The 25281-nt window shown below is 68.7% G+C and carries 22 protein-coding genes and 1 pseudogene; 12 read left to right on the forward strand and 11 right to left on the reverse strand.

The window, feature by feature from the left end:
- Positions 1–75: 75 nt before the first annotated feature.
- On the forward strand, positions 76–1908 hold the full coding sequence (gene typA / locus H556_RS0113955; protein WP_024355035.1) for a translational GTPase TypA: 1833 nt from the start codon (positions 76–78) through the stop codon (positions 1906–1908).
- Between the two features lie 185 nt (positions 1909–2093).
- Here typA and H556_RS0113960 read toward each other — a convergent pair whose 3' ends face one another.
- Positions 2094–3749, reverse strand: coding sequence for a phosphatidylglycerol lysyltransferase domain-containing protein (locus tag H556_RS0113960; protein WP_024355036.1), 1656 nt, complete (start codon positions 3747–3749; stop codon positions 2094–2096).
- 129 nt (positions 3750–3878) lie between these two features.
- On the opposite strand from H556_RS0113960, the gene H556_RS0113965 reads away from it, so the two are divergent.
- Entirely contained in the window at positions 3879–4328 is a 450-nt protein-coding gene (locus H556_RS0113965) for a hypothetical protein (RefSeq protein WP_024355037.1), read from the forward strand.
- A gap of 68 nt (positions 4329–4396) precedes the next feature.
- On the opposite strand, the gene H556_RS0113970 is transcribed toward H556_RS0113965, so the two are convergent.
- Positions 4397–4654: a GlsB/YeaQ/YmgE family stress response membrane protein gene (locus H556_RS0113970; RefSeq protein WP_024355038.1), complete on the reverse strand. Its 258-nt coding sequence runs from the start codon at positions 4652–4654 to the stop codon at positions 4397–4399.
- Positions 4655–4822: 168 nt separating this feature from the next.
- On the opposite strand from H556_RS0113970, the pseudogene H556_RS0113975 reads away from it, so the two are divergent.
- Together H556_RS0113975 and hisN are read left to right on the forward strand one after the other, a co-directional pair.
- Positions 4823–5038 (forward strand): annotated as a pseudogene (locus H556_RS0113975) (helix-turn-helix domain-containing protein); the annotation flags it as partial.
- 118 nt (positions 5039–5156) lie between these two features.
- On the forward strand, positions 5157–5939 hold the full coding sequence (gene hisN / locus H556_RS0113980; protein WP_024355040.1) for a histidinol-phosphatase: 783 nt from the start codon (positions 5157–5159) through the stop codon (positions 5937–5939).
- Positions 5940–5943: 4 nt separating this feature from the next.
- Here the strand turns inward: hisN and H556_RS0113985 are convergent, their stop codons facing one another.
- The 3 genes from H556_RS0113985 to H556_RS0114000 form a co-directional block, all read right to left on the reverse strand.
- The gene (locus H556_RS0113985) at positions 5944–6975 is read right to left on the reverse strand and encodes an alpha/beta fold hydrolase (protein WP_024355041.1); all 1032 of its coding nucleotides are present in this window, start codon (positions 6973–6975) and stop codon (positions 5944–5946) included.
- Positions 6972–7880, reverse strand: a complete 909-nt coding sequence (locus H556_RS0113990; protein WP_024355042.1) for a class I SAM-dependent methyltransferase — start codon at positions 7878–7880, stop codon at positions 6972–6974. Before H556_RS0113990 ends, H556_RS0113985 begins: the two co-directional genes overlap by 4 nt.
- 106 nt (positions 7881–7986) lie before the next feature.
- Positions 7987–8802 (reverse strand): class I SAM-dependent methyltransferase, encoded by an 816-nt coding sequence (locus H556_RS0114000; RefSeq protein ID WP_024355043.1) that lies wholly within the window; start codon positions 8800–8802, stop codon positions 7987–7989.
- A gap of 266 nt (positions 8803–9068) precedes the next feature.
- Between H556_RS0114000 and H556_RS0114005 the strand changes: the two genes are divergently transcribed.
- On the forward strand, positions 9069–9548 hold the full coding sequence (locus H556_RS0114005; protein ID WP_024355044.1) for an Hsp20 family protein: 480 nt from the start codon (positions 9069–9071) through the stop codon (positions 9546–9548).
- A gap of 67 nt (positions 9549–9615) precedes the next feature.
- Here H556_RS0114005 and H556_RS0114010 read toward each other — a convergent pair whose 3' ends face one another.
- The 3 genes from H556_RS0114010 to gpmA all read right to left on the reverse strand — a co-directional run bounded on the left by H556_RS0114010 (position 9616) and on the right by gpmA (position 12310).
- The gene (locus tag H556_RS0114010) at positions 9616–10887 is read right to left on the reverse strand and encodes a pentapeptide repeat-containing protein (RefSeq protein ID WP_024355045.1); all 1272 of its coding nucleotides are present in this window, start codon (positions 10885–10887) and stop codon (positions 9616–9618) included.
- An 83-nt stretch (positions 10888–10970) separates the two neighbouring features.
- Positions 10971–11600 (reverse strand): bifunctional diaminohydroxyphosphoribosylaminopyrimidine deaminase/5-amino-6-(5-phosphoribosylamino)uracil reductase RibD, encoded by a 630-nt coding sequence (locus tag H556_RS0114015; RefSeq protein WP_024355046.1) that lies wholly within the window; start codon positions 11598–11600, stop codon positions 10971–10973.
- Positions 11597–12310 carry a 2,3-diphosphoglycerate-dependent phosphoglycerate mutase gene (gene gpmA / locus H556_RS0114020; protein WP_024355047.1) on the reverse strand — a complete coding sequence of 238 codons (714 nt, stop codon included), beginning with the start codon at positions 12308–12310 and terminating at the stop codon, positions 11597–11599. Before gpmA ends, H556_RS0114015 begins: the two co-directional genes overlap by 4 nt.
- 197 nt (positions 12311–12507) lie before the next feature.
- Here gpmA and H556_RS0114025 point away from each other — a divergent pair, with 197 nt between their 5' ends.
- From H556_RS0114025 to H556_RS0114035, 3 genes are all read left to right on the forward strand, one after another.
- Entirely contained in the window at positions 12508–14007 is a 1500-nt protein-coding gene (locus H556_RS0114025) for a phosphomannomutase/phosphoglucomutase (protein WP_024355048.1), read from the forward strand.
- 43 nt (positions 14008–14050) lie between these two features.
- Positions 14051–15358, forward strand: coding sequence for an FAD/NAD(P)-binding protein (locus tag H556_RS0114030; RefSeq protein ID WP_024355049.1), 1308 nt, complete (start codon positions 14051–14053; stop codon positions 15356–15358).
- Positions 15359–15475: 117 nt separating this feature from the next.
- On the forward strand, positions 15476–16762 hold the full coding sequence (locus H556_RS0114035) for a cystathionine gamma-synthase family protein (RefSeq protein WP_024355050.1): 1287 nt from the start codon (positions 15476–15478) through the stop codon (positions 16760–16762).
- Between the two features lie 19 nt (positions 16763–16781).
- Here H556_RS0114035 and glmM read toward each other — a convergent pair whose 3' ends face one another.
- Positions 16782–18131 carry a phosphoglucosamine mutase gene (glmM, locus tag H556_RS0114040; RefSeq protein WP_024355051.1) on the reverse strand — a complete coding sequence of 450 codons (1350 nt, stop codon included), beginning with the start codon at positions 18129–18131 and terminating at the stop codon, positions 16782–16784.
- Between the two features lie 185 nt (positions 18132–18316).
- Between glmM and glmS the strand changes: the two genes are divergently transcribed.
- From glmS to H556_RS0114060, 4 genes are all read left to right on the forward strand, one after another.
- Positions 18317–20131: a glutamine--fructose-6-phosphate transaminase (isomerizing) gene (gene glmS / locus H556_RS0114045; protein ID WP_024355052.1), complete on the forward strand. Its 1815-nt coding sequence runs from the start codon at positions 18317–18319 to the stop codon at positions 20129–20131.
- 196 nt (positions 20132–20327) lie between these two features.
- Positions 20328–21221, forward strand: coding sequence for a UTP--glucose-1-phosphate uridylyltransferase GalU (gene galU / locus H556_RS0114050; RefSeq protein ID WP_024355053.1), 894 nt, complete (start codon positions 20328–20330; stop codon positions 21219–21221).
- Positions 21222–21717: 496 nt separating this feature from the next.
- A complete protein-coding gene (locus H556_RS0114055; RefSeq protein WP_024355054.1) occupies positions 21718–22950 on the forward strand; it encodes an NAD-dependent epimerase/dehydratase family protein in 1233 nt (410 codons plus the stop codon).
- A gap of 14 nt (positions 22951–22964) precedes the next feature.
- Complete coding sequence (locus H556_RS0114060) at positions 22965–23840, forward strand: Rossmann-fold NAD(P)-binding domain-containing protein (protein WP_024355055.1); 876 nt, start codon at positions 22965–22967, stop codon at positions 23838–23840.
- Positions 23841–23842: 2 nt separating this feature from the next.
- Here H556_RS0114060 and H556_RS0114065 read toward each other — a convergent pair whose 3' ends face one another.
- Both H556_RS0114065 and H556_RS0114070 read right to left on the reverse strand, forming a co-directional pair.
- On the reverse strand, positions 23843–24466 hold the full coding sequence (locus H556_RS0114065; protein ID WP_024355056.1) for an SAM-dependent methyltransferase: 624 nt from the start codon (positions 24464–24466) through the stop codon (positions 23843–23845).
- A 112-nt stretch (positions 24467–24578) separates the two neighbouring features.
- Positions 24579–25199 (reverse strand): DUF1134 domain-containing protein, encoded by a 621-nt coding sequence (locus H556_RS0114070; protein WP_024355057.1) that lies wholly within the window; start codon positions 25197–25199, stop codon positions 24579–24581.
- Positions 25200–25281 lie beyond the last annotated feature (82 nt).

Here is a 25281-nt window from a genome sequence, read left to right on the forward strand (position 1 = left end):
ACCCTTCCCTTTTCTGCAATCTTCTTGCAGCGGCGCGGCCTATCCGTGACCGAACACAGTCCGCCCGAGCCCGACATGAACCTTCGTAACGTCGCTATCATCGCCCACGTCGACCATGGCAAGACGACCATGGTGGACGCCCTTCTGGCCCAGTCCGGCCTGTTCCGCGCCAATGAGGCGACGACCGAACGCGCCATGGACTCCGGCGATCAGGAGCGTGAGCGCGGCATCACCATCCTGGCCAAGTGCACGTCGATCCTTTGGAACGGCAAGGCGGGCGAAACGCGCATCAACATCATCGACACGCCGGGCCACGCCGACTTCGGCGGCGAGGTCGAGCGAATCCTGGGCATGGTGGACGGCTGCGTCCTGCTGGTCGACGCCGAAGAGGGCGTCATGCCCCAGACCAAGTTCGTGCTGACCAAGGCGCTGAAGATGGGCCTGCGTCCCATCCTGTGCATCAACAAGGTCGACCGCGCCCACGCCGACCCGGACCGCGTGCTGAACGAGACCTTCGACCTGTTCGCCGCCCTGGGCGCCACGGACGAGCAGCTGGACTTCCCGGTCATCTACGCCTCGGGCCGTTCGGGCTGGGCGACGCTGGATCTGGCCCAGCCGAACGACAACCTGCACCCGCTGTACGACCTGATCGTCGACCACGTCCCGGCCCCGGCCGCCCAGGCGCGCGTCAACGAGCCGTTCCAGATCCTGAACGTCCTGATCGAAAGCGACCCCTTCCTGGGCCGCCTGCTGACCGGCCGCATCCACTCGGGCAAGGCGGTTCCGGGCATGGCCATCAAGGCCCTGTCGCGCGACGGCAAGACCATCGAACAGGGCCGCATCACCAAGGTGCTGGCCTTCCGCGGCCTGAAGCGCCAGCCGATCGACGAGGGCGTCGAGGCGGGCGACATCGTCGCCATCGCCGGCATGTCCAAGGCCACCGTGGCCGACACCCTGTGCGCGCTGGAAGTGACCGAGGCGCTGGACGCCCTGCCGATCGATCCGCCCACCATCTCCATGACCGTGGGCGTGAACGACAGCCCGCTGGCCGGCCGCGAAGGCGACAAGGTCCAGTCGCGCGTCATCCGCGACCGCCTGCTGAAGGAAGCCGAGGCCAACGTCGCCATCCGCATCACCCAAACGCCGGACTCCGACGCCTATGAAGTCGCCGGTCGCGGCGAACTGCAGCTGGGCGTGCTGATCGAGAACATGCGCCGCGAAGGCTTCGAACTATCGATCAGCCGTCCGCGCGTGGTCTATCAGACCGGCGAGAACGGCGAGCGCATGGAGCCGATCGAAGACGTCGTCATCGACGTCGACGACGAGTTCTCGGGCGTGGTCATCGAGAAGCTTTCGGCCCGCAAGGCCGAACTGACCGACATGGGCCCCTCGGGCGCCGGCAAGACCCGCATCCAGCTGAAGTGCCCGTCGCGTTCGCTGATCGGCTATCAGGGCGAATTCCTGACCGACACGCGCGGCTCGGGCGTGCTGAACCGCGTCTTCAGCCACTATGAGGGCCACAAGGGCGCCATCGAGGGCCGTCTGAAGGGCGTGCTGGTGTCGAACTCGGACGGCGACACGGCGGCCTTCGCCCTGTGGAACCTGGAAGACCGCGGCGTCATGTTCGTCGGCGCCGGCGAAAAGACCTACCAGGGCATGATCATCGGCGAGAACAGCCGCTCTGACGACCTGGACGTCAACCCCATCAAGGGCAAGCAACTGACCAACGTCCGCGCCTCGGGCAAGGACGAGGCCGTGCGCCTGACCCCGGCGCGCAAGATGAGCCTGGAACAGGCCATCGCCTATATCGAGGAAGACGAACTGGTCGAGGTCACGCCCAAGTCGATCCGCCTGCGCAAGGAGGTCCTGAACCCCTCCTTCCGCAAGAAGCGCGTCCGCGCCGACTGATGCGATATCTCCCTCCCCTTCATGGGGAGGGTGGCCGAGCCGTCAGGCGAGGCCGGGTGGGGGCGGCGCGGCGAACAGCCCGCCGCCTTTGTCTTGCCTGATGCAGAAGCGCATGGCCGTTTCACGCAGCCCTCCCCACCCGGCGCTGCGCGCCACCCTCCCCATGAAGGGAAGGGAAAAGATCGCTATCGCCTCAACCCCACCAGCCCCAGCCAGCCGCCGCTGGTCAGCAGGGCCACGTCCAGCAGGGCCAGAGGCAGCGGCGTGCTGGGCGGGGCGGCGATGAATTTTGATCGCCAGGCGGGGCCGAACTTGGCCTTGTAGGCGCGCAGGCCCTGGAAGCCGTAGACGGCGCCGCCTTCCTCGAACACCAGGGCGCCGACCCGGGCGAAAACCGGAGCCGTCCGCCGGTCCTCAAGGCCTGACAGCGGCGCCATGCCCAGATCCAGCCGCGCCAGTCCCTCATCGCGCGCCCACTGCGCGGTGCGGGTGAACAGATAGTCCATCACCCCGTTCGGTCCCTGGGGGTCGTAGCGCATCAGGTCGATCATGACCTCCCCGCCGCCCGCCCCGCTCAACAGATTGGCGAAGGCGACGATGCGGCCGTTCTCGCGCACCAGGGCCAGGGGCTGGCGGTCCAGGTAGTCGATATCGAACCGGCCGAGCGAAAAGGCCTTCTCCGAGCCGTTATGGTGCCTCAGCCAGGCGTCCGACACGGCGCGCAGTTCGGCCTCCAGCCCGCGCGCCGCGCCGGGCGGGGCCACTTCGAAACCGGCGCCCTCGCGTTCGGCGCGGTTGACGGCGGTGCGCAGGTTCTGCCTGCCCTTGCCCTCGGTCGTGAAACGGGCGGTGTCGATCACGGCGGCCTCCCCGACCTTGCGGACCGCCAGACCCAGGGTCGCCAGGTCCGCCAGCAGCCCTTCGCCCACCGAATAGAAGACCGCCGCCCCGCCGTAACTGTCGGCCAGCTGGGCGAAGGTCCACAGCAGCTCCAGCCGTTCCGCCGCCAGGCCCGCCGGTTCGCCCATGGCGATCCAGCGGCGCCCCCGCACGCGATAGGCGATGAAGCTGCGGCCGGACGGACTGAACAACAGGGCCTTGTCGCCCAGCAGGGCCAGTTCCGCCTCGGGAGCGGCCAGTTCAGCGCTCCTCAGCGCCTGCCGGGCGCGTTCGACCTCTTCCGGGGCGGCGGGGCCGTGGGTGCTGGCGCCCGGCGCCGTCGTCAGCGAACGTATGGCCACCGCCAGGGTCAGCACCGCCCCGGCGCGCAGGAAGCCCGACGCCTGTTTGTCGACCAGAAAGGTCCACCACAGCTCGTCCGTATAGGCGGTGTCGCGATAGGCGAAGAAGCCCAGCCACAGCATGGCCGCCACCGCCGCCGCCAACATGAGCAGCCACCCCGGCCGCAGCGGCTCTCCCAGACGCGAGCGGCGATTGAAGGCCGCCCGGCATGGCGTCAACAGGGCCGCCGCCACCGTCAGTTCGATCGCCTGGGCCCAGTCCAGCCCCCTCAGCAACGAAAAGACCGCTCCGACCAGAAGGACCGCCAGCGCCGCATAATAGGCGCCGCGCCGCCGTCGCCACAGCCCCGCCGAGATCAGCAGCAGAACAAAACCGGTCACGCTGGCGGCGAAGTGCGACAGGTCGATCAGCAGCGGCGGATAGAAACGGCCCAGCGCCGCCAGCCGGTCATTGAAAGCCGGCGTCACCGCCGACAGCAACATCACCCCGCCCAGCAGGAAGGTGGCGGCCGCAAACATCTGCGGCGTCAACTCATAAGCCAGGCCCGCGAGGCGGCGCGTGATGCGCCACGGGTCATGTTTTGCGCTGGATTTGGTCAACCACCCTCCGGTGAGCAAGAATCGGCCGTTTGGGGCCAGTAAAAGGTCATTTCAGGGCAGACGAAACCATCCGCGATCACAGGGGTTCATTTTTTCGCGAGCGCCGAGCTCGCCTTCCAGGAGTTTCTCATGATCCGCAAAACCGCCCTGCTGACCGGCATCGCCGGCGCCTTGTTCATCGCCGCCCCTGCCTTCGCCCAGGACGCCACGACGTCGCAGACGCCCGAACCGGCTCCCGCTGAGGCGGCTGCGGCTCAACCGCAGAGCCTGACCCTGACGCCGGGTACGACCGTCAAGAGCGCTGACGGCTCCGAGATCGGCAAGCTGGTCGGCGTCCAGAACGGCGCCAACGGCCAGGAACTGACGGTCCGCACCGCCGATGGCCAGGTCCGCCCGGTGCCGCTGGCCGGCATCCGCCAGGACGGCTCTGACATCGTTGTCGACGCCAGCGCTTCGGATGTCCAGTCGGCCCCGCCGATTCCTTCGGATACGGCCGAGCCGACCCCGGACTCCGCTCCGGCTGATGCGCCGAGCAGCGACGAGCCGACCGGCGATGAACCGACCGACGAACCTTACTAAAAGTCTGGTTCACGACAAAAGGGGCGGCCCTTCGGGCCGCCCCTTAGTTCGTGGTCGTACGACCGGCGCTAGGCGCGTCGCTTCACCAGGCCCAGCAGGAACAGCAGCACCACGGCGCCGATCGTGGCGACGATGATGCCGACGATCCAGTTGCCGGCCGCGTCCACGCCCAACAGATTATTGGCCAGGAACCCGCCGATCAGCGCGCCGACCACGCCGACGATCAGATTGGTCAGCAGGCCGTGGTCCCGCTTCATGATCTTCTCCGCCAGCCATCCGGCGACGATGCCGATGATGATCCAAGCGATGAATCCAAATCCACCCATGTTTCTTCCTTCCTGAAAAGGCTGTCCGCCTTGGCCGTTAATGCGCGTAGGCCGCGGCGGTTGCCTCATGTCATGCGCCTTCCCCGCTGAGGGGAAGTCGGCACGCCGTTTGCGAGCTTCCTCCTGTCACGTGCCGAACCGGCACAGCCTCCACGATGGGATAGGGTCATGGCCGCCGAAATCGACCTGCACCTGGGCCGTCGCCTGCGCCGACGTCGCCGTCTTCTGGGCCTGACCCAGCAGCAGTTGGGCGATCGCGTGGGCGTCCGCTTTCAGCAGATCCAGAAATACGAATGCGGCGCCAACCGCCTGTCCGCCGCCCGTCTGTGGGAACTGGCCGAAGCGCTGGAAACGCCCGTCACCTATTTCTACGACGGCCTGTCCGCCGAGCCCGCCGCCCTGCCGACCTCCCCCCTGCACCCGACGCTCAACGCCGCCTGACGCTCGCTCCTCCCATCTGCCGACCCTCGTCCTGCGTCAAAGGACCGTGTATCCGGGTCGCATGACCGAGCTGGAATCCTTCGCCGTCGAACTGTCGCGTGAGGCTGCGCGCGTCGCCCTGCCCTTCTTCCGCGGCGCCTTCGCTCAGGAAGACAAGGGCGTCCCCGGCGCCTTCGACCCCGTCACCGAAGCCGATCGCGCGGCCGAGGCCGCCATCCGCCGCCTGATCGCCGCCCGCTATCCCGACCACGGCGTCATCGGCGAGGAGTACGGCGAGGATCGGCCCGACGCCGAACACGTCTGGGTGCTGGACCCCATCGACGGCACCCGCGCCTTCATCGCCGGCCTGCCTTTGTGGACCACCCTGATCGCCCTGCGCCGGGACGGCGCCCCCGTCATCGGCGCCGTCGGCCAGCCTTATCTGGGCGAGATATTCCTGGGCGGACCGTCCAGCGCGCGCCTTCTGAAAGGCGACAGCGAGACTGCGCTCAGGACCCGCTCCTGCCCTCAACTGGATCAGGCGCTGATCGCCACCACCGACCCCGAAATCTTCACCGGCGCCGACCGGGCCGCCTGGGACCGGCTGCGCGCCTCGGCCCGCCTGGCCCGGCTGGGCTGCGACGGCTACGCCTACGCCATGGTCGCGGCGGGGAGCATCGACCTGGTGGCCGAGAGCGAGCTTCAGGTTTGGGACTGGTCGGCGCTCAAGCCTCTGGTCGAGGCGGCGGGCGGCCGGTTCACCGACTGGAGCGGCCAGCCCCCGCATGAGGCCGACGGCCGCGTCCTGGCGGTCGGCGACGCCCGCCTGACGGATCAGGCCCTGCCCCTGCTGGCCGCCGCCTGACCGATCAGGCGGGTTCGGCCGTCCGCGCCGCCGGAGAGGCCGGAGCGTCCTCAGGCCCCGGCGCCACATAGTCGGCCAGGGCGTCGAACTCGTGCAGGAAGACCCCGCGCAGCTCGTCGACCTCCATGATCACCTCATGTTTGGCGGCGGGGACCTCGACATAGCGGCCGCGTCCCATGCGCCGGGCCGCCCAGCGGTTGGTCTGTTTCCAGACCTTGTCGTCCTCGGCCGCCTGGACCACGCAGACCGGAATCTTCACGCTCTTGAGCGCGCGCGGTTTCAGCGCCCGCTCGCCTGCATCCAGGGCAAAGGCCAGCCAGCCCCAGGTCGGTCCGCCGATGGCCAGGTGCGGACAGGCGTAAAGCTGCTGACGCCACAGGTCGTAGCGCGCCCGGTCGGACGTCAGGGCGTCGTTGTCGAAGGTGTGGTCGAAGGGGTCGTCCGGATCGTCCAGCACATAGTCGCCGCCCTTGCCGTGGCGCAGCGCCCAGCGCACCGCCAGCTTGACCGTCCACATCGAGCGTTTGCCGGTCTTGATCCGCAGCATGGGGCTGGACAGGACGGCGCCGCCGAACCGGCTCTCGCCTGTCTCCAGCGTCAGCAGGTTCAGACACCCGCCCATCGAATGGCCGACCATGATCCAGGGCTTCGGCGCGCGCGCCTCATAGGCGTCCAGCAGGCGGGCGTAGTCGTCCAGGAACTCCTCGACCGCCCGGGCGTGGCCGCGCAGCCGGTCCGGCAGCAGCCGCGCCGACAGTCCCTGCCCCCGCCAGTCGTGCGCCAGCACGCAGAAGCCGCGCGCCAGGAAGTTGCCGATCAGCTCGAAATACTTCTCGATCGGCTCGGTGCGGCCGGGACTCAGCACCACCGTGCCGCGCGGCGTCTTGGCCTGCAGGGTCGAAGGCGTCCAGAAACCGGCGCGCAGTCGCAGGCCCCCGGCGCCCCGGAACCAGTCGCCCTGGCCGCCCGGCGGACAGGCGGCGCCCGGCACTCCCATCAGCGGCGCGTGAGCGGCGAAGGCGGCGGGGCGGCTCACTCGGGTTTCCTGAACTTCAGCGTCATGCGGTCGCTTTCACCGATGGCGTCATATTTCGTCCGGTCGAACTCGGGATCGGCGGGCTGGCCCATCGGCGCCGTCAGACGGCGCGGCGCCAGGGTCTCGACCCCGAACGGATGATCCTTGGTGTCGTCCGGATTGGCGTTGATCTCGGACGCCTCGACAAAGACGAAGCCCGCCTCTTCGGCCAGTTGGCGGACGAAGGCTTCCTGCACATAGCCGTTGGCGGCGGCCGGGTCCTGATCCTCGTCCGGTTGAAGACGATGCTGTTCGATCCCCAGGATTCCGCCCGGCCGCAGGGCCGTAAAGGCGTCGGCGAAGGCCTTTTCGGCGATCCCCGCCGCCATCCAGGCGTGAATATAGCGCATGAACAGCACCATATCGGCCGTGCCTGCCGGAGCCACCGGGTCCGAGCCTGGCCCGAAGGCTGTGAACTGCACCGGCCCGTACAGCTTCTTGGATCCCAGGATACGGGCCTTCAGCGCATTGTTGATGGCGACCTGGGCCGGGTCGGCGTTCGGCCCCTCGACAAAGCCCGCCAGATACAGAGTCCCGCCGCCCCGGTTCAGATAGGGGGCCAGGATCTCGGCGTACCAGCCGCTGCCGGGCCAGAAGTCCACGACCGTCATCTTCGGCTGCAGGCCGAAGAAACGCAGCGTCTCGACCGGGTGGCGCCAGACGTCGCGCGCCTTGTCGTCCGCCGTGCGCCACGAACCGGCGACCGCCCATTCCAGCGAGCCTTCGGGCGGGCCCTTGGGCGCCTCAGGCGCGGGCGTCGGCGCCTCGTCCTTGCGGCCGCAGGCGGCCAGGCCGAACAGGGGCGCGACCAGGGCCAGGGCGCTGGCGCCGGCCAGGACGGATCGCCGCGTCGATCGTTCTGTCATGCGCGCTTCCTCTCGCCGCCTGCCTGCTCGTTCAGGGTGTTCGTCTGGGGCTTAAGGCGCTTCTGCGCCAGGGTCAAAACCACGCACTGCATTGTCATAAGGCGCGTCAGTCGGCGGCGTAGGGTTTGCTGAAGCGCAGAGTCATGCGGTCGCTTTCGCCGATCGCGTCCAGCGCCGCGCGTTCATCGGGCGTCAGCGTCCGCCCGTCGCGCTCCGAGGTGCGGGTCGGCTTCAGGCTCCACACGCCGAAGGGGTGATCCCTATCGTCCTTCGGGTTGGCGTTCAGCTCGCTACGGGCCTCCAGTTCGAAGCCCGCGCGGCGGGCGGCGTGGATCAGCCAGCTTTCGGGGACATAGCCGGTCGGCGCCGTATCGGCGACGTTCAGCCCATCGGCCGCGCGGTGCTGTTCGACCGCCAGCACTCCGCCAGGCTTCAGCGCCGTGAAGAAGGCCGCCAGATAGGGCTCGGCCCGACCGTCGCGCGACCAGTTATGGAAGGCGCGGGCCACCACGACCATGTCCGCCGTTCCGTCGGCGACGCCCATGCCCTCGGTCGGACGGTTGATCGGGACATAGCGCCCGCCGGTCGCCGCCGCATAGGGCTCCAGGATGTTGCGCCACCACCCGGCCCGACCCGGCTCGATCTCCACCACCGTCAGGCCCGGCTGCAGCCCCCAGAAGGTCAGGGTCTCGAACGGGTGGCGGTCGCCGTCGCGGGCGCGGTCCGCCTCAGGTCGGGCGGTCGAGGCCACGGCCGCCTGAAGCGCCGCGTCCTCGCTAAGGGTCGGCATCTCCATCGACAGACCCTGACGGCGCGGCAGGGCCGCCGCCTCGGACGGCGCCGCCTGCGCCAGGGCGGCCGTGACGACAAGGGGCGAGCCGAGAACGGCCCCGGCGAGGGCGATGAAGGCGAGGGTTCGCATGAAGGCTCCGGCCGCTTCCCAATACTGAAAGTAAAATCCTTACGGCGCTTCGCGGCCGCCGCAAGGCGTCGATGCGGCGGAGCGGCGATTTCGCGCGGCCCCTTGCGCCCGAAAAACGGCCTCCTACCTCTTCATCCGAGAGCGCCGATCCTCGGGCTCTCCAGACCTGACGGGGCCGAATGCGGACCGCCGGGGCTGAAACCCTTCGTCGTCCGGGGCCAAATCGCCGGGCGGCTCAACCTTGCTGAATGTCAGAAGGATGACCCATGCGTACCTATGATTTCTCGCCGCTGTACCGTTCCGCCGTCGGTTTCGACCGTCTGGTCCGTCAGTTGGAAACCGCCGCGCGATCCGGCCCGGAAAACGGCTGGCCTCCCTATAACATTGAAACGACGGGCGAGGACGCCTATCGCATCGAGATCGCCGTCGCCGGTTTCTCCGCCGATGAGCTGAACATCGAGGCCAAGGAAAACCTGCTGACCGTCACCGGCAAGAAGGCCGCCAATGACAGCGACGGCGCCCAGCGCACCTTCCTGCATCGTGGCCTGGCCGAGCGCGACTTCGAGCGCCGGTTCCAGCTGGCCGACTATGTGGTGGTCAAGGGCGCTGCCCTGGCCCACGGCCTTCTGACCATCGAGCTGAAGCGCGAACTGCCCGAGGCCCTCAAGCCCCGCAACATCGAGATCGCCGCCGGCTCGCCCCTGATCGAGGGCAAGGCCGAACCCAAGGCCAAGAAGGCGGCTTAAGGCCTTCTCGCCTGAGTGACCGATCCAAGGGGCGGCGTTCGCGTCGCCCCTTTTTCGTGGGCGGATGCTAACCCGCGTTCAGGTCGGAAAGGTCCAGCCCGCGCGCGCCGCTGGTCTGGGCCCCGGTGAAGTCGGCCTGCCGGGTCTGGGCGCCGTGCAGGATCGCCCGGCTGAGGTCCGCCTCGCTCAGCACGGCCCGACGCATGTCCGCTCCCGTCAGGTCGGCGCCGCGCAGGTTCGCCCCGCTCAGATCGGCGGGCATCAGCCGATCCGCCGTCAGCATCAAGGGCCCCAGTTGCGCCTCGCGCAGGTCCGCTCCGTTCAGCCGCGCCCGCGTCAGCCGCGCCCCGCGCAGGTCCGCTCGACGCAGATTGGCCGAGCGCAGGTCGGCGCCTTCCAGCTGCGCCCCCTGGAGCTGAACCCCTTCCATGTCCAGGCCGTAGAAGACCGCTCCCTTGGCCGACAGGGCCGTCAGGTTCAGCCCGCGAATGCTCTCCAGCGGCCGCAGGTCGACCCCGTCGAACACCGAGGGCTGGCCCTCGGCGCCGCCCGTCTCGCACCACTGGGCGTGTTCGCGCAGCATCTCGGCGGCAGGCATCTCGCTGACCGGCTCGCCCGCCGGGCGATTATCGACCAGGGCGCCGTCCATATTGGCCCCGTCGGTCCGCCACATGGCCGCCTTGACCCCCACCAGGATGGCGTCGCTGAGGTCTGCGCCCGACAGGTCGGCGCCCGACAGGTCCGCCCCGGCCAGATCGGCGCCGCGAAAGCTGGCCTGTTTCAGATTTGCCCGGACCAGCTTGCAGTCCTTCATGACAGCGTCGGTGAAGTCGGCGGCCACGGCGATCACGCCGGTCATGCGCGACCGCTGAAGATTGGCGCCCGCCAGCACGGCCCCCTGCGCCTCCGTCTCCGACCGCTTGCGCGCCTCGACGACGCGGAAGCCCAGCTTGGCGTCCTTGGCGGCGATGGTCCCTTCACGCAGGTCAGCCTCGAACAGATCGGCGCCCGACAGGTCCGCGCCGCGCAGACAGGCCCCGCGCAGATCGGCCCGGCGCAGGCTGGCGTCGACCAGGGTCGCATCCTGCATGTCCGCGCCGAAGAAGTTGGCGTTGTCCAGCTTGGCCCCGGTCAGGTCGCAGCCGATCAGGCAGGCGGCGGTGAAGTCGGCGTCGGCCAGGTTCCGCCCGCGCAGGGACACGCCCGACAGGTCCATCCAGGCGAAGACCGCCCGCGCCCCGCCCGGCCGCGCCTGCCACAGCCGGTCGTGCTTCAGGCAGACGGCGTCGACCTCTTCCTGAGTCAGTTTCCTGCGGACGGGTTCGACGGCCTCGCTCATGGGGCCGTTTATGGCTTACGCCGGATTAAGGAAGCTTTTCGGAAACAAGGGTTTTTCCCGACCCGTCTCTACGGCCGGGCCGCCTACTCCGTCAGCAGCCCCTGTTCGCGCAGGGCCTCGGCCAGCTCGCCGTCCTGGGTCCACAGGCGGGTATAGCCCGCCTCGCCCAGCCGGTTCAGCTCGGTCGTCAGATCGGCGCGCGGCGCGGCGGCGAAGCGGCCGTCGAAGCCCGCGCCGTCCTCGCTGATCCGCACCATCGGACGGCCCGTTTCAAGCCGATGCAGGAAGCCTTCGCACAGGACGGCGGCCTCTTCCGACAGCAGTCCCGTCTCGACCTTCAGGCCCGACTGGCGCAGCCGCTCCGTGCCCCGACCCGAGGCGAAGGGCGACGGGTCCAGCGCGGCGATCACCACCCGCTCGACCCCGGCCTCGGCCAGAAAGTGGGCGCAGGACTTGCGGCCCGACGAGCGGGCGCCGCACGGCTCCAGCGTCACATAGGCAGTCGCGCCCTTCACGGCCTCGCCCGCCTCGGGCACGGCCTGTTCCTCGGCGTGCGGGCGTCCGCCCGGCGCCGTCGCCGCCTCGGCCAGCACGACCCCGTCCTTGACCAGAACGCAGGCTACGGCCGGATTGGGCCAGGTCTCGCCCATGCGGCTCAGGGCCAGATCGATGGCCCGCCGCATGAAGACAGCGTCGTCCGCCGCCCCGCTCACGCGATAACTGGCAGGGCTTGCGCCCGCCCCTCGTCCAGATAGCGGGCGGCGACCGGCTTCAGGTCCGCGTCCAGATCGATCTCCAGCGGGTTGCCGGTCGGGATCTCAACGTCGACGATCCTGTCGTCCGGCACCGCGAACAGCAATTTGACGATGGCGCGCTGGGAGTTGCCGTGGGCGGCGATCAGCACGTCCTCGCCCGCCTTCAGGCGCGGGGCGATCTCGGCGTCCCAATAGGGCTGCACCCGGTCCAGCGTCGTCTTCAGGCTCTCGGTGTCCGGGATCTCCTTACCGGCGTAGCGGGGATCGCCGGCGAAATCGAACTCGCCGCCCGGCGCCAGCGGCGGCGGCGGCACGTCATAGCTGCGGCGCCAGACCTTGACCTGATCCTCGCCGTGCTTGGCCGCCGTCTCGGCCTTGTCCAGCCCGGTCAGGCCGCCGTAATGGCGCTCGTTCAGGCGCCAGTCCTCGATGACCGGCACGTTCTTGAGACCCGCCGAGTCCAGCGCCAGGGCGCCGGTGCGCTTGGCCCGCTTCAGCACCGAGGTGAACATGACGGCAGGCTTGAACCCCGCCTGCGCGATCAGCTCGCCGCCGCGCCGGGCCTGGGCCTCGCCCTCGGCCGTCAGGTCGACGTCGACCCAGCCGGTGAAGCGGTTCTCCAGGTTCCATTGGCTCTGGCCATGGCGCAGCAGGATCAGGCGGGTCATCAGGGTCTCCGGGAGCATCCGTATCTTGAGGTTCTCGCTAGGCCCCCGACGCGGGGGCGGTCAAGGTTTCGCCGCATCAGGATAAAGACGGCAGCCATAACAAGGGTCGCGCGTTGTGGCCTCTCGAGCGGGGCAAGGCTATAGGGCCAGACAGATTTGCGACCCCGCGCCTCTCAGCGGCCTATCCAGGAATAACCATGCAAAAGCCCCGTCAGGACATCCGCCCCAACACAGCGGAGTATGAAACCCTGCCCCTGGTCAAACCGACCGGCTTTCGCGAATACGACGCCCGCTGGATTCTGGAAAAAGAGATCAACCTGCTGGGCATTCAGGCCCTGGGCCTCGGCCTGGCCACCTATGTCCACGAGATCGGCCAGACGCCGAAGATCGCCGTCGGCCACGACTTCCGCGGCTATTCCCTGTCGGTGAAGCAGGCGCTGATCCTGGGCCTGTTGGAAGGCGGGATGGAGGTGCTGGACATCGGCCTGGCCCTGTCGCCGATGGCCTATTACGCCCAGTTCGCCCTGGACTGCCCCTGCGTAGCCATGGTCACCGCCAGCCACAATGAGAACGGCTGGACTGGCGTGAAGATGGGCGCACAGGCGCCTCTGACCTTCGGCCCTGACGAGATGGGCCGCCTGAAGGAAATCGTCCTGAACGGTCAGGGCGTCGCCCGCCCCGGCGGCAGGCTCGAGCGCGTCGAGGGCTTCCGCGAGACCTACATCAAGGACGTGGCGTCCAAGGTGAAGCTGTCCCGCCCGCTGAAGGTCGTGGCCGCCTGCGGAAACGGCACGGCCGGGGCCTTCGCCCCCGAGGTGCTGCGCCTGATGGGCGCCGAAGTGATCGAGATGGACACCGACCTCGACTACACCTTCCCCAAATACAATCCGAACCCGGAAGATCACGCCATGCTGGTGCAGATGGCGGCCAAGGTGAAGGAGACGGGCGCCGACCTGGCTCTGGGCTTCGACGGCGACGGCGACCGCTGCGGCGTGGTCGATGACACGGGCGAGGAGATCTTCGCCGACAAGATCGGCCTGATGCTGGCCCGCGACCTGTCCGCCATCCACCCGAACGCCACCTTCGTCGTCGATGTGAAATCGACCGGCCTGTACAAGACCGACGAGGTGCTCAAGGCCAACGGCGCGACCACCGTCTACTGGAAGACCGGCCACTCCTACATCAAGCGCAAGACCGCCGAACTGGGCGCCCTGGCCGGGTTCGAGAAGTCGGGCCACTTCTTCCTGTCGGGCGATCTGGGCCACGGCTATGACGACGGCCTGGTGGCGGCGGGCGCCGTGCTGGCCATGCTGGACCGCAATCCCGGCAGGAGCCTCAGCGAACTGAAGACCGCCCTGCCTGACGCCTGGACCAGCCTGACCATGTCGCCCCACTGCGACGACGAGCTGAAGTACGACGTGCTGGCGAAGATCGTGAAGGAATACGAGGATCTGGCGGCGTCCGGCGGCTCGATCCTGGGCCGCAGAATCGTCGAGGCCATCACCGTCAACGGCGTGCGTGTCCACCTGGAGGACGGCTCCTGGGTGCTGGTCCGCGCCTCTTCCAACAAGCCGGAACTGGTCGTCGTGGTCGAGAGCATGCGCTCGGCCGACGACATGCGCGACCTGTTCCGCAAGGAGGTGAAGCCGCGCCTCGCCGCCCACCCGGAAATCGGCGCCTTCAACCAGGAAATCTGATTCCGGTTTGACCGGCGGCGGCGTCGTGGACAATGGTCGTTCCATGAACGACGCCGCCTCCCTCCCCGTGGTCATCGTCGGCGGCGGGTTCTCCGGCGCCATGCTGGCCGCGCGCCTGGCCGAACAGGGGCAGGCCTCGGTTCTGATCGAGCGCAGCGAACAGGTCGGCCTCGGCGTCGCCTATTCGGCTGTGCTGGACGCGCACCGCCTCAACGTCCGCTCGGAGCGGATGAGCGCCCGCCCCGACCGGCCGGCCGACTTCACCGACTGGCTGGCGCTCCACGCCCCCGATTTCGCCGATCCCAACGGCTTCGCGCCGCGCCGCCTCTACGGCCGCTATGTGCAGGACCGGCTTGCGCAGACCGAGGCCGCCCATCCCGGCCTGATCCGCCACGTGAAGGGCCAGGCTGTCCGCATCGAGGGCGAGACCGTCATCCTCGCCGACGGCGCCCGCCTGTCCGGCCGCGCTATGGTGCTGGCCACCGGCAATCCGCCGCCGCGCCCAGCCGTGGCGGGCGTCGCTGCCCGACGCATCGCCAACCCTTGGAGCCCCGACGCTCTGAGCGCCATCGCCGTCGACGACGACGTACTGATCCTCGGTTCGGGCCTGACCATGGTCGATGTCGTCCTGGCGCTTCAGGCCCAGAACTGGCGCGGCCATGCGACGGTCGTATCGCGGCGCGGCCTGCTGCCGCTGGCCCACGGCGCCCATCACGACGCCCCCCTCGACCTGCCGCCCGAGGCGCTGACCGGCGCCTTGTCCGACCGTCTGGCCGCCGCCCGTCGGCTGGCGCGCGAGCACGGTTGGCGCCGCGTGATGGAGGGTTATCGCCCGATCACCCTCGACCTGTGGCGCGCCGCAACATCCGCCGAGCGCGCCCGCTTCCTGCGCCATCTGCGCCCTTGGTGGGACGTGCATCGCCACCGCATCGCGCCTGAGGTCGCCGCCGAACTCGAGGCGTTGAAGGCGGCAGGCCGCCTGACGGTCATCCCCGGCCGCGCCCAGGCGGTCGCCGCTGATGGCAAAGGCGCGACGCTGACCGTCCGTACACGGAATGGCGCGACACAGACGCTGTCCGCCGCCTGGCTAATCGACTGCACCGGCCCCGGCCACGACGCCGCTCGCGCGCCGCTGACCGCCGCCCTGATCGCTGAAGGCCGCGCCCGCCTCGACGCGGTCGACCTCGGCCTCGACCTGGACTCAGACGGACGCGTCCTGCACGCCGGCGGCGCCCCTGATCCCGTCCTGTTCGCTCTCGGCCCCCCCGCCCGCGCCGCCTTCTGGGAAACGATCGCCGTGCCGGACATCCGCCAGCGGATCGAGGCGCTGACCCGCGTCCTGAGCGCCTGATCGTCGTCCACAGCTAGGGGCGAATTTTCCAGCCTCCACGCAACCTCCTCCACAGTCTAGCCGCTGGCGGGCCTTTCCGTGGTCGGCTATCACCAGGTCAGGAGAGGAAACATAAAAATGAACCGCCACCGCACGCGCGTCCTCGGCGACCGCACCCTCGCGCCTGAAACCCTGATGATGGGCTACGGCTATGATCCGGCCCTGTCGGAGGGCGCGATCAAGGCGCCGCTGTTCCAGGCCTCGACCTTCGTCTTCAAATCGGCCGAGGACGGCAAACGCTTCTTCGAAGTCGCCTATGGCCTGCGCCAGCGTGACCCGGACGAGGCGCTGGGCCTGATCTATTCGCGCATCAACAACCCGAACCTCGAAATTCTCGAAGACCGCCTCGCCGTCTGGGACAAGGCGGACAAGGCTCTGGTCTTCTCCAGCGGCATGGCCGCGATCTCGACCGCCATGCTGGCCCTGGTGCGGCCCGGCGACGTCATCGTCTATACGGCCCCGGCCTATGGCGGCACCGAATACCTGTTCGACCGCATCCTGCCCCGCTACGGCGTCAAGGCGATCAGCGTCCCCGCCGCCGAGGGCGCCGACGCCCTGGACGCGGCCATGATCGCGGCTGCCGCGGATGCAAAGACGACGGGCGGACGCCTGGCCGCCGTCTATCTGGAGACCCCCGCCAACCCAACCAACCAACTGGTCGACATCGCCCGCGCGGTGTCGGGCGCCAGGGCCCTGGATCAGGCCGAACCTCCGGCAGTCGCCGTCGACAACACCTTCCTCGGCCCTCTGTGGCAGAGCCCGCTGGAGCTGGGCGCCGACCTCGTCCTCTATTCCCTGACCAAATACGTCGGCGGCCACTCGGACCTGATCGCGGGCGGCTGCATGGGCGGGGCGGACCTCATGGCGCGCGTCGGCGAGATGCGGACCATCTGCGGCACGACCGCCGACCCGCACACCGCCTGGCTGCTGCTGCGCAGTCTGGAGACCCTGCACATCCGCATGGAGCGCGCGCAGGACAACGCCCTGATCCTGGCCGAACGCCTGCGCGCCGATCCGCGCGTCAGCGCCGTCCTGACGGCGGGCGGCCCGGACGCTTCGCCAGAACAGCAGGCGATCTTCGAAGCCCAATGCAAGGGCTCCGGCTCGACCTTCTCGCTGGAACTGCCGGGCGGCGAGGCCGAGGCCTTCCGCACGCTGAACGCGCTTCGCCTGTTCAAACTGGCCGTCAGCCTGGGCGGCGCCGAGAGCCTGGCCTCCCACCCCTCCAGCATGACCCATTCGGACTATACGCTAGAGGCCAAGGCGCGCAGCGGCATCGGCGACAATCTGGTGCGCCTGTCGGTCGGGATCGAGAACGTCGAGGACCTGTGGGCCGACCTGGATCAGGCCCTGTCCGCCATCTGACGGCGCAAGCGGCGGGCGATCAGCCCGCCGCCTTCACCGCCTCGGCCACATCATTGACCACGCGCTTGACCAGGGCCTCGTCGTCGCCCTCGGCCATGACGCGGATCAGCTTTTCCGTGCCCGAGGGGCGGACCAGAAGACGGCCCGCGCCGTTCAGGGCGGCTTCCGCCTCGGCCATCGCCGCCTTGACGTTCGCGTCCTCCAGCGGCTTTCCAGCCGTATAGCGGACGTTCTGAAGCAGTTGCGGGACCGGCTCGAACTGGCGCGCCAGCTCGCTCATCGGCGCGCCCGCCTCGACCAGGACGGCCAGCACCTGCAGCGCCGCCATCAGGCCGTCGCCGGTCGTGGCGTGGTCCTTCAGGATGATGTGGCCCGACTGTTCGCCGCCGATGTTGAAGCCGCCCTCGCGCATCCGCTCCATGACGTAGCGATCGCCGACCTTGGTCCGCTCCAGCGTCAAGCCCTCGGCCTTCAGGCGGCGCTCCAGCCCCAGGTTGGACATGACGGTGGCGACCACGCCCTTGCCGTTCAGCCGCCCGCGCTTGGCCCAGTCCAGACCGATCAGGGCCATGATCTGATCGCCGTCGACCACATGCCCCTTCTCATCGCAGATGATGACCCGGTCGGCGTCGCCGTCCAGCGCGATGCCGATGTCGCAGCGATAGCGTTTCACCGCCTCCGACACCGTGGCCGGATATGTTGAGCCGCACTCGGCGTTGATGTTCAGGCCGTTAGGCTCCACCCCGACGGGGAAGACCTCGGCGCCCAGTTCATAGAGGGTCGTCGGCGCCACGCGGTAGCCCGCGCCGTTGGCGCAGTCGATGGCGATGCGCAGGCCCTTCAGGCTCAGCCGCTTGGGGAAGGCCTGTTTGGCGATCTCGATATAGCGCGGCGGGGCGTCGTCGATGCGCTTGACCCGGCCCAGCTTGTTCGACGGCGCCAGGTCCTGGTCCAGAGCCCCGTCCATCATCGCCTCAAGCTTCAGCTCGATCTCGTCCGACAGCTTGTAGCCGTCCGGGCCGAACAGCTTGATGCCGTTGTCGGCGTAGTCGTTGTGCGAGGCCGAGATCATGATGCCCAGATCGGCCCGCATCGAGCGGGTCATCATCGCCACGCCCGGCGTCGGCAGCGGCCCGAAGGTGCGCACGTCCATGCCCACCGAGGCCAGCCCCGCCACCAGCGCGGGCTCGATCATATAGCCCGACAGGCGCGTGTCCTTGCCGATCACCACCAGATGGCGCCGGTCGTCGTCGGTGCGGAACAAACGCCCGGCGGCCAGGCCGACGCGCAGGGCCACCTCGGCCGTCATCGGATGGGTGTTGGCGCGGCCACGAATGCCGTCGGTGCCGAAGTATTTTCTCTCGCCCAAGAGGCCGTCCCTCGCTGGCGGCCCCGGAATTGCAAAGAAACCTTCCGAAACCCATTTTTTGATGTCGCCGCCCCCGCGATTTCCTAGAGCGGATATCCAAGGGCGGAGACTGAACCCTCTCGCTTACCTCAATTTCGCGGCCCGGCGCAAAGAGCGGCGGCTGCGTTCCGTTCGGAGCAGACATCATGTGCGGCATCATCGGCGTCACCGGAACCGGCCCCGTCGTCCCTCGCCTGATCGACAGCCTGAAGCGACTTGAGTATCGCGGCTATGATTCCGCCGGGATCGCGGTCCAGTTCGAGGGCCGCATCGAGCGCCGCCGCGCCAAGGGCAAGATCCGCGAACTGGAAGCCGTGCTGGCCGCCGAGCCGGTCGCCGGGACCGTCGGCGTCGGCCACACCCGCTGGGCCACCCACGGCGCCCCGACCACGACCAACGCCCACCCGCACAAGGCCGGACGCGTCTGCCTGGTCCACAACGGCATCATCGAAAACTTCGCCGAGCTGAAGGCCGAGATGGAGGCCGAGGGTCGCACCTTTGAAAGCCAGACCGACACCGAGGTCGTCGCCCACCTGCTGGACCACAAGCTTGCGGCCGGAATGGCGCCGCTGGACGCCTTCAAGGCCACACTGGACCGTCTGACCGGCGCCTATGCCCTGGCCGTGCTGATCGAGGGCGAGGACGAGCTGATTCTGGGCGCGCGTCGCGGCAGCCCCCTGGTCGTCGGCTGGGGCGAGGGCGAGATGTATCTGGGTTCTGACGCCCTGGCCGTCGGCCCCTTCACCCAGAAGATCTCCTATCTGGAAGAGGGCGATTACGTCGCCGTGACCCGCACCGGCGCGCACATGTTCGACGCCTCGGGCCGCCCGGCCGACCGCGCCGTGGTGCAGGTCTCCGCCTCTTCGGCCCTGGTCGAGAAGGGCGAATACCGCCACTTCATGGAAAAGGAGATCCACGAACAGCCCGACAGCGTCCAGCACACCCTGTCGGAATACCTCGACCTGGTCTCTGGCAAGGCCAAGGTTCAGGCCGTGGACTTCGCCGCCCTGAGCCGCATCCAGATCGTCGCCTGCGGCACGGCCTTCTACGCCGCCCAGATCGGCAGATACGCCTTTGAGAAATACGCCGGCCTGCCCTGCGACGTCGAGATCGCCTCGGAGTTCCGCTATCGCGACCCGGCCCTGTCGCCGGGCACGCTGGCCGTCGCCGTCAGCCAGTCGGGCGAGACCGCCGACACCCTGGCGGGCCTGAAATGGTGCAAGGCGCAGGGGCTGAAGACCGCCGCCGTCGTCAACGTCCACACCTCCTCGATGGCGCGCGAGGCTGAAACCCTCTGGCCGACCCACGCCGGGCCCGAAATCGGCGTCGCCTCGACCAAGGCCTTCACCGCCCAGGTCGCCGCCCTGCTGTCGCTGGCCGTCGCGGCGGGCGTGGCGCGCGGCAAGATCGACGCCGTTCAGGAAGCCGAGCTGGTCAAGGCCCTGTTCGAGGCGCCTCGTCTGATCTCCGAAGCCCTGCAGATGGATGCGGGCATCCATGCCCTGACGCTGGACCTGGCCAAGGCGCGCGATGTCCTGTTCTTGGGTCGCGGCCCCATGTTCCCCCTGGCGATGGAAGGCGCGCTGAAGCTGAAGGAGATCAGCTACATCCACGCCGAGGGCTATGCGGCGGGCGAGTTGAAGCACGGCCCCATCGCCCTGATCGACGAGGAGACCCCCACCGTGGCCCTGGCCCCGCTGGACGACCTGTTCGAGAAGACCGCTTCCAACCTTCAGGAAGTCGCCGCGCGCGGCGGCCCGGTCATCATGATCGCCCCCGAAAAAGCGCCTGACCCGCACGGCGCCGGCATCCGCCGCGTCCACGCCCCCGACTGCCCGGCCCTGATCGCGCCTCTGGTCTACGCCGTGCCGATGCAGCTGCTGGCCTATTACACCGCCGTCCAGAAGGGCACCGACGTCGACCAGCCCCGCAACCTGGCCAAGTCAGTGACGGTAGAGTGATCGTGCCCTCTCCTCCCCATTTCATGGGGAGGGGGACCACAAAGTGGTGGAGGGGCTAGGACGGCAGAACGAAGACGCTCCTCCGTCTCGTCGGCTGCGCCGCCGATCCACCTCCCCATGCAATGGGGAGGAGATGTTTGGTACCGTCACACTTTCCGCCTATGACAGGCGGCCCCAAGGCTGATCAGGACGATCCATGACGACCTCCCCCGCCCGCCTTCGCCCAGCCCCTCTGCGCAAGGCGGTCCTGCCCGTAGCCGGTCTCGGCACGCGGGTTCTGCCCGGCACCAAGACCACGCCGAAGGAGTTGCTGAACGTCGTCGACCGGCCGATCCTCTCCTACATCGTGGAAGAGGCGCGCGAGGCGGGGATCGAGCACATCGTCTTCGTCACCGGCCGCGCAAAACAGGCGATCGAGGACTATTTCGACCACCAGATCGAGCTTGAGGCCCAACTCCTGGCCAAGGGCAAGACCGAGATTCTGGCCACAATGAACGCCGAACTGGCCCAGGCCGGCGAGATGAGCTTCACCCGCCAGATGCAGCCCAAGGGCCTCGGCCACGCCGTCTGGTGCGCCCGCGACATCATCGGTCCCGAGCCCTTCGCCGTCATCCTGCCCGACGTGATCGTGGATTCGCAGCCGGGCGCCCTGAAGCAGCTGGCCGAGGTCTACGCCGAGGTCGGCGGCAACGTCATCGGCGTCGAGGCCGTGCCCGAGGCCGACACCCACAAATACGGCATCATCGACCCGGCCTCCCACGACGGCCGCCGCTACGGCATGAAGGGCATGGTCGAAAAGCCAGCCCAGGGCACGGCGCCGTCGACCATGTCGATCTCGGGCCGCTACATCCTGCAGCCGGAAATCTTCGACCTGCTGGAGACGCAGGAGCGCGGCGCCGGCGGCGAGATTCAGCTGACCGACGCCATGGCCCGGCTGATGCAGTCGCAGACCTTCACCGCCTATGAGTATGAAGGCGTGACCCACGACTGCGGCGACAAGATCGGCCTGCTGCGCGCCAACGTCGCCCTCGCCCTGAAGCGCCCCGATCTCGGCGATGCCGCCCGCACCGCGATCGAAAGCCTGCTTTAATTCCCTTCTCCCCTTGTGGGAGAAGGTGGGCGCCGAAGGCGCTCGGATGAGGGGTGTGAGCGCGACCTTTAGACGACGAGGCGGGACAGTAGCGGCAGGTTTGCAAACGCGCCGTCGCCACCCCTCATCCGTCAGGCTTCGCCTGCCACCTTCTCCCACAAGGGGAGAAGGCTTTAAGCGTGCTACCGCCTTCGGCTGCTTGAGCAGCTTCTCCCACAAGGGGAGAAGGACGAACAGCGCCTGCACATCAGGCTTTGAAAACTTCTTTTATTTCAAGGTCCGGCCTCTGCGTTCCCCTGTCTAGCCCGCCTTACCGCCCCACCGCCGCATTATCCCTGCGCGGCCCCAGCCAATCCCTCCGATTTCAGACGATTCAGACGAATTGGACTCTGTTTTTTCCGTCCTGCGTCGCTTTAGCCGCTCCTCACGCGCCACGCTTTCGCCCCCTCGCGCGTTCGGCTAGGCAGGAGAAGACGTTGAAAACGAGGTTCGACTGATGCGCGTGATGATTCTGGGCGGCGACGGCTTCTGCGGCTGGCCCACGGCCCTGCACCTCTCGGCGCGCGGCTGGGACGTGCTGATCGTCGACAACCTCAGCCGCCGCAACATCGACAATGAGCTGGAGATCCGCTCCCTGACCCCGATCCGCACCATGGGCGAGCGTATCGCCGCGTGGAAGGAGGTCTCGGGCCGCGCCATCGACTTCGTCAATCTGACGGTCGGTAAGGAGTTCGACCGCCTGGTCGCCCTGATCCGCGACTGGGCGCCCGACAGCGTCGTCCACTTCGCCGAGCAGCGCGCCGCCCCCTATTCGATGAAGTCGGCGCGGCACAAGCTCTACACCGTCGACAACAATCTGAACGCCACCAACCACCTGCTGGCCGCCATCGTCGAGAGCGGCCGCGACGTCCACCTGGCCCATCTGGGAACCATGGGGGTCTACGGTTACACGACAGCGGGCCTGCGCATCCCCGAAGGCTATCTGAAGGTCACGGTGGAGACCGACCACGGCCCGACCGAGCAGGAGATCCTGTTCCCGCCGAACCCCGGCAGCATCTACCACATGACCAAGACGCAGGACGCCCTGCTGTTCCAGTTCTACGCCAAGAACGACGCCCTGCGGATCACCGACCTGCACCAGGGCATCGTCTGGGGCGCCCAGACCGAGGAGACCAAGCAGGACGAACGCCTGATCAACCGCTTCGACTATGACGGCGACTACGGCACGGTGCTGAACCGCTTCCTGATGCAGGCGGCGGTCGGCTATCCGCTGACGGTGCACGGCTCGGGCGGCCAGACGCGGGCCTTCATCCACATTCAGGACACGGTGCGCTGCGTCGAGCTGGCGCTGAACAACCCGCCCAAGCGCGGCGACCGGGTCAAGATCCTCAACCAGATGACCGAGAGCCGCCGTGTCCGCGATCTGGCGCAGATGGTGGCCGAGATGACGGGCGCGCCGGTCCACAACGTCGCCAATCCGCGTCAGGAGGCTGACGAGAACGAACTGGTCGTCGCCAATGACCAGTTCCGCGAACTGGGGTTGAAGCCGATCACCCTGGCCGAGGGCCTGATGGCCGATGTGACCGAGATCGCCCGCCGCTACGCCGACCGCGCTGACCGCAGCAAGATCCCTTGCGTCACCGCCTGGAACGCCGGCCGCGCCGACGCCCTCCGCGACGAGGCTGAAACGGCCTTAGCCGCCGCCCCCGTCCGCATCCTGTCCGCCTGAGAAACCGAAGCCTGATGACCGAACCCGCCGCCGCCCCGTCCCTGCTGGTGTTCGGCGGCGGCTATCTGGGACAGGCGGCGGCGCGCGAGGCCCTGCAGCGCGGCGGCGCGGCCTTCGCGACCTCGCGCGATCCACAGACCCGTCAGGCGTTGGCGGCGCAGGGGATCACGCCGGTCGATCCGGCTGACGCCAAGGCTCTGGGCGAGGCCCTGGCCGCCGCACAGGCCGTGCTGATCACCACGCCGCCGGACGCTCACGGCTGCCCCGCCCTGCGCGCCCTGACGCCGCTGGCGGGCGACGCCTGGCCCGACTGGATCGGCTATGTCTCCTCCACCTCTGTCTACGGCGACCGGGCGGGCGGCTGGGCCTTCGAGGGCGATCCGCTGAACGCCGCCACGCTGGAAGGCGCCCGCCGCGCGCGGGTCGAGCGCGACTGGCTGGACGGGGCGCAGGGCATGGGGCTGACGCTGCAGGTTTTCCGCCTGCCCGGCTTCTACGGCCCCGGCCGCAGCGTCATTGACCGCCTGCGCGCCGGAACCGCGCGTCTGGTGAAAAAGCCCGGCCAGGTATTCAACCGCATTCACGTGGACGACATCGTCTCAGGCCTGTTCGCCTCCATGGCCCGACCGCGCCCAGGCGGCGTCTACAATCTGACCGACGACGAGCCGACCGCCGCAGACGTCGTCACCGCATGGGCCGCCGAGCGCCTGGGCCTGCCGCGTCCGCCCGAAGTCGACTGGACCGCCCCCGAGGTCAGCGAGGCCATGCGCCGCTTCTATCTGGACTCCAAGCGCGTCTCCAACGCCCGCGCCAAGGCCGAACTGGGCTGGCGCCCCCGCTATCCCTCCTACCGCGAGGGACTGGAGGCGATCCTGACGTCAGAAGCCTGACGTCAGCCCGGCTTGCGCGCGATCAGGTCGATCAGGGCCGAGACGCCCGAATGACCCGGGCCTTCGTTCAGTTCGGCGTCATAGATGTCGATCCGCTCGATATCGAAGTCGGCGAAGGCCTCGCGCAGCAGAGCCTCTGTATAGAGGTTCTCCTCCACCCCCGGCCCGCCCGTGCCATAGGCCAGTTGCTCGGGCCGATAGCCTTCCAACAGCAGCAGGCCGCCGGGCTTCAGCGCCGCCTTCATTCGGGCGAACATCCGGTCGCGCGCGGCCGGGCCGACGAACTGGATGAAGACGCCGACGACCACGTCCATCGTCCCCTCGGGCCATGCCCAGTCGTCGAGCCCGCCGATCTGGGCATCCAGCGCCACGCCGCGTTTCGTCGCCAGCGCCCGCGCCTTCTCCACCGCACGCGGGGAAATGTCGAAGGTCAGGACGTCCAGCCCCTGCTGCGCCAGCCAGACGCCGTTGCGGCCCTCGCCATCGGCGACGGACAGGGCCTTCAGCCCCGGCCGCAGCCGCTCCGCCTGCCGCGCCAGAAAGGCGTTGGGCGCCTCGCCGAAGCGATAGGCGTCACCGGCATAGCGTTCATCCCAGAAAGCGCGCGTGTCGGACGCAGCAGTCATCAGCGATCTCCCTTGAAGCTCAAGGGGATATGGCGTCGTCGCCCCGGCTCGCAAGCATCAACGCCCCGCGTCGCTCAAGCCGCGAGGGTCCGCGACCCGAGCATAGCGACACTTAAAATGGCAGGATGTTGCGCTGGCGGCTGTAGCTCATGGTGCCGACATTGGCGCCCAGACGCACGCCGACGCCGGTACGGATCGGCGCCAGGACGATGCCGTCGGCGCGCTGATAATTCACACCAAGGCCCGCGACCAGATAGGCCGAGCCCTCAACGCCCGGATAGCGGCGATAGAGCATGTCGGGATGATACAGGCCGTAGACCAGGGTGAAGACCCGGCTGGCGTTGCCGCCCCAGTCCCATCCAATGGAGGCGCCCTGCCAATAGACTTCCTGCGAGGCCGACAGGTCCTTCATATGCAGAGCCCCGCGGCCGTAGCGCAGGCCGGCGACGACGGCGCCCGCGCCTTCCTCGCCCGCGATATAGGCGGTCGGACGGTCCCCCTGTTCGGCGAAGATGCGCTCGATGGCGCCGCCCACGGCCTCGGCGGCGATGCCCAGCTCGCGCGACCCGGCCGCGACCAGTTCGTCGAAGGTATAGGCCTGGGCGTTGTTGTCCGAGGCGATCGGATAATTGGGATCAGCCGGCGGGCGGCTGGCGCAGGCGCCGAGGCCGGCGGGCAGGGCTCCGGCGGCGGCGAGGCCGAGGCTGGTGCGGATCAGTTGGCGGCGGTGCATGGTCGAGGCTCCCGGCTAAGGACGGTCCGCCCGACGTCGCGGGCTTGGCCTACCGTCCGTGCCTTTTACGGCAGCCTTGGGG

It is taken from the genome of Brevundimonas naejangsanensis DSM 23858 (assembly GCF_000421705.1).
Taxonomy (GTDB): Bacteria; Pseudomonadota; Alphaproteobacteria; order Caulobacterales; family Caulobacteraceae; genus Brevundimonas; species Brevundimonas naejangsanensis.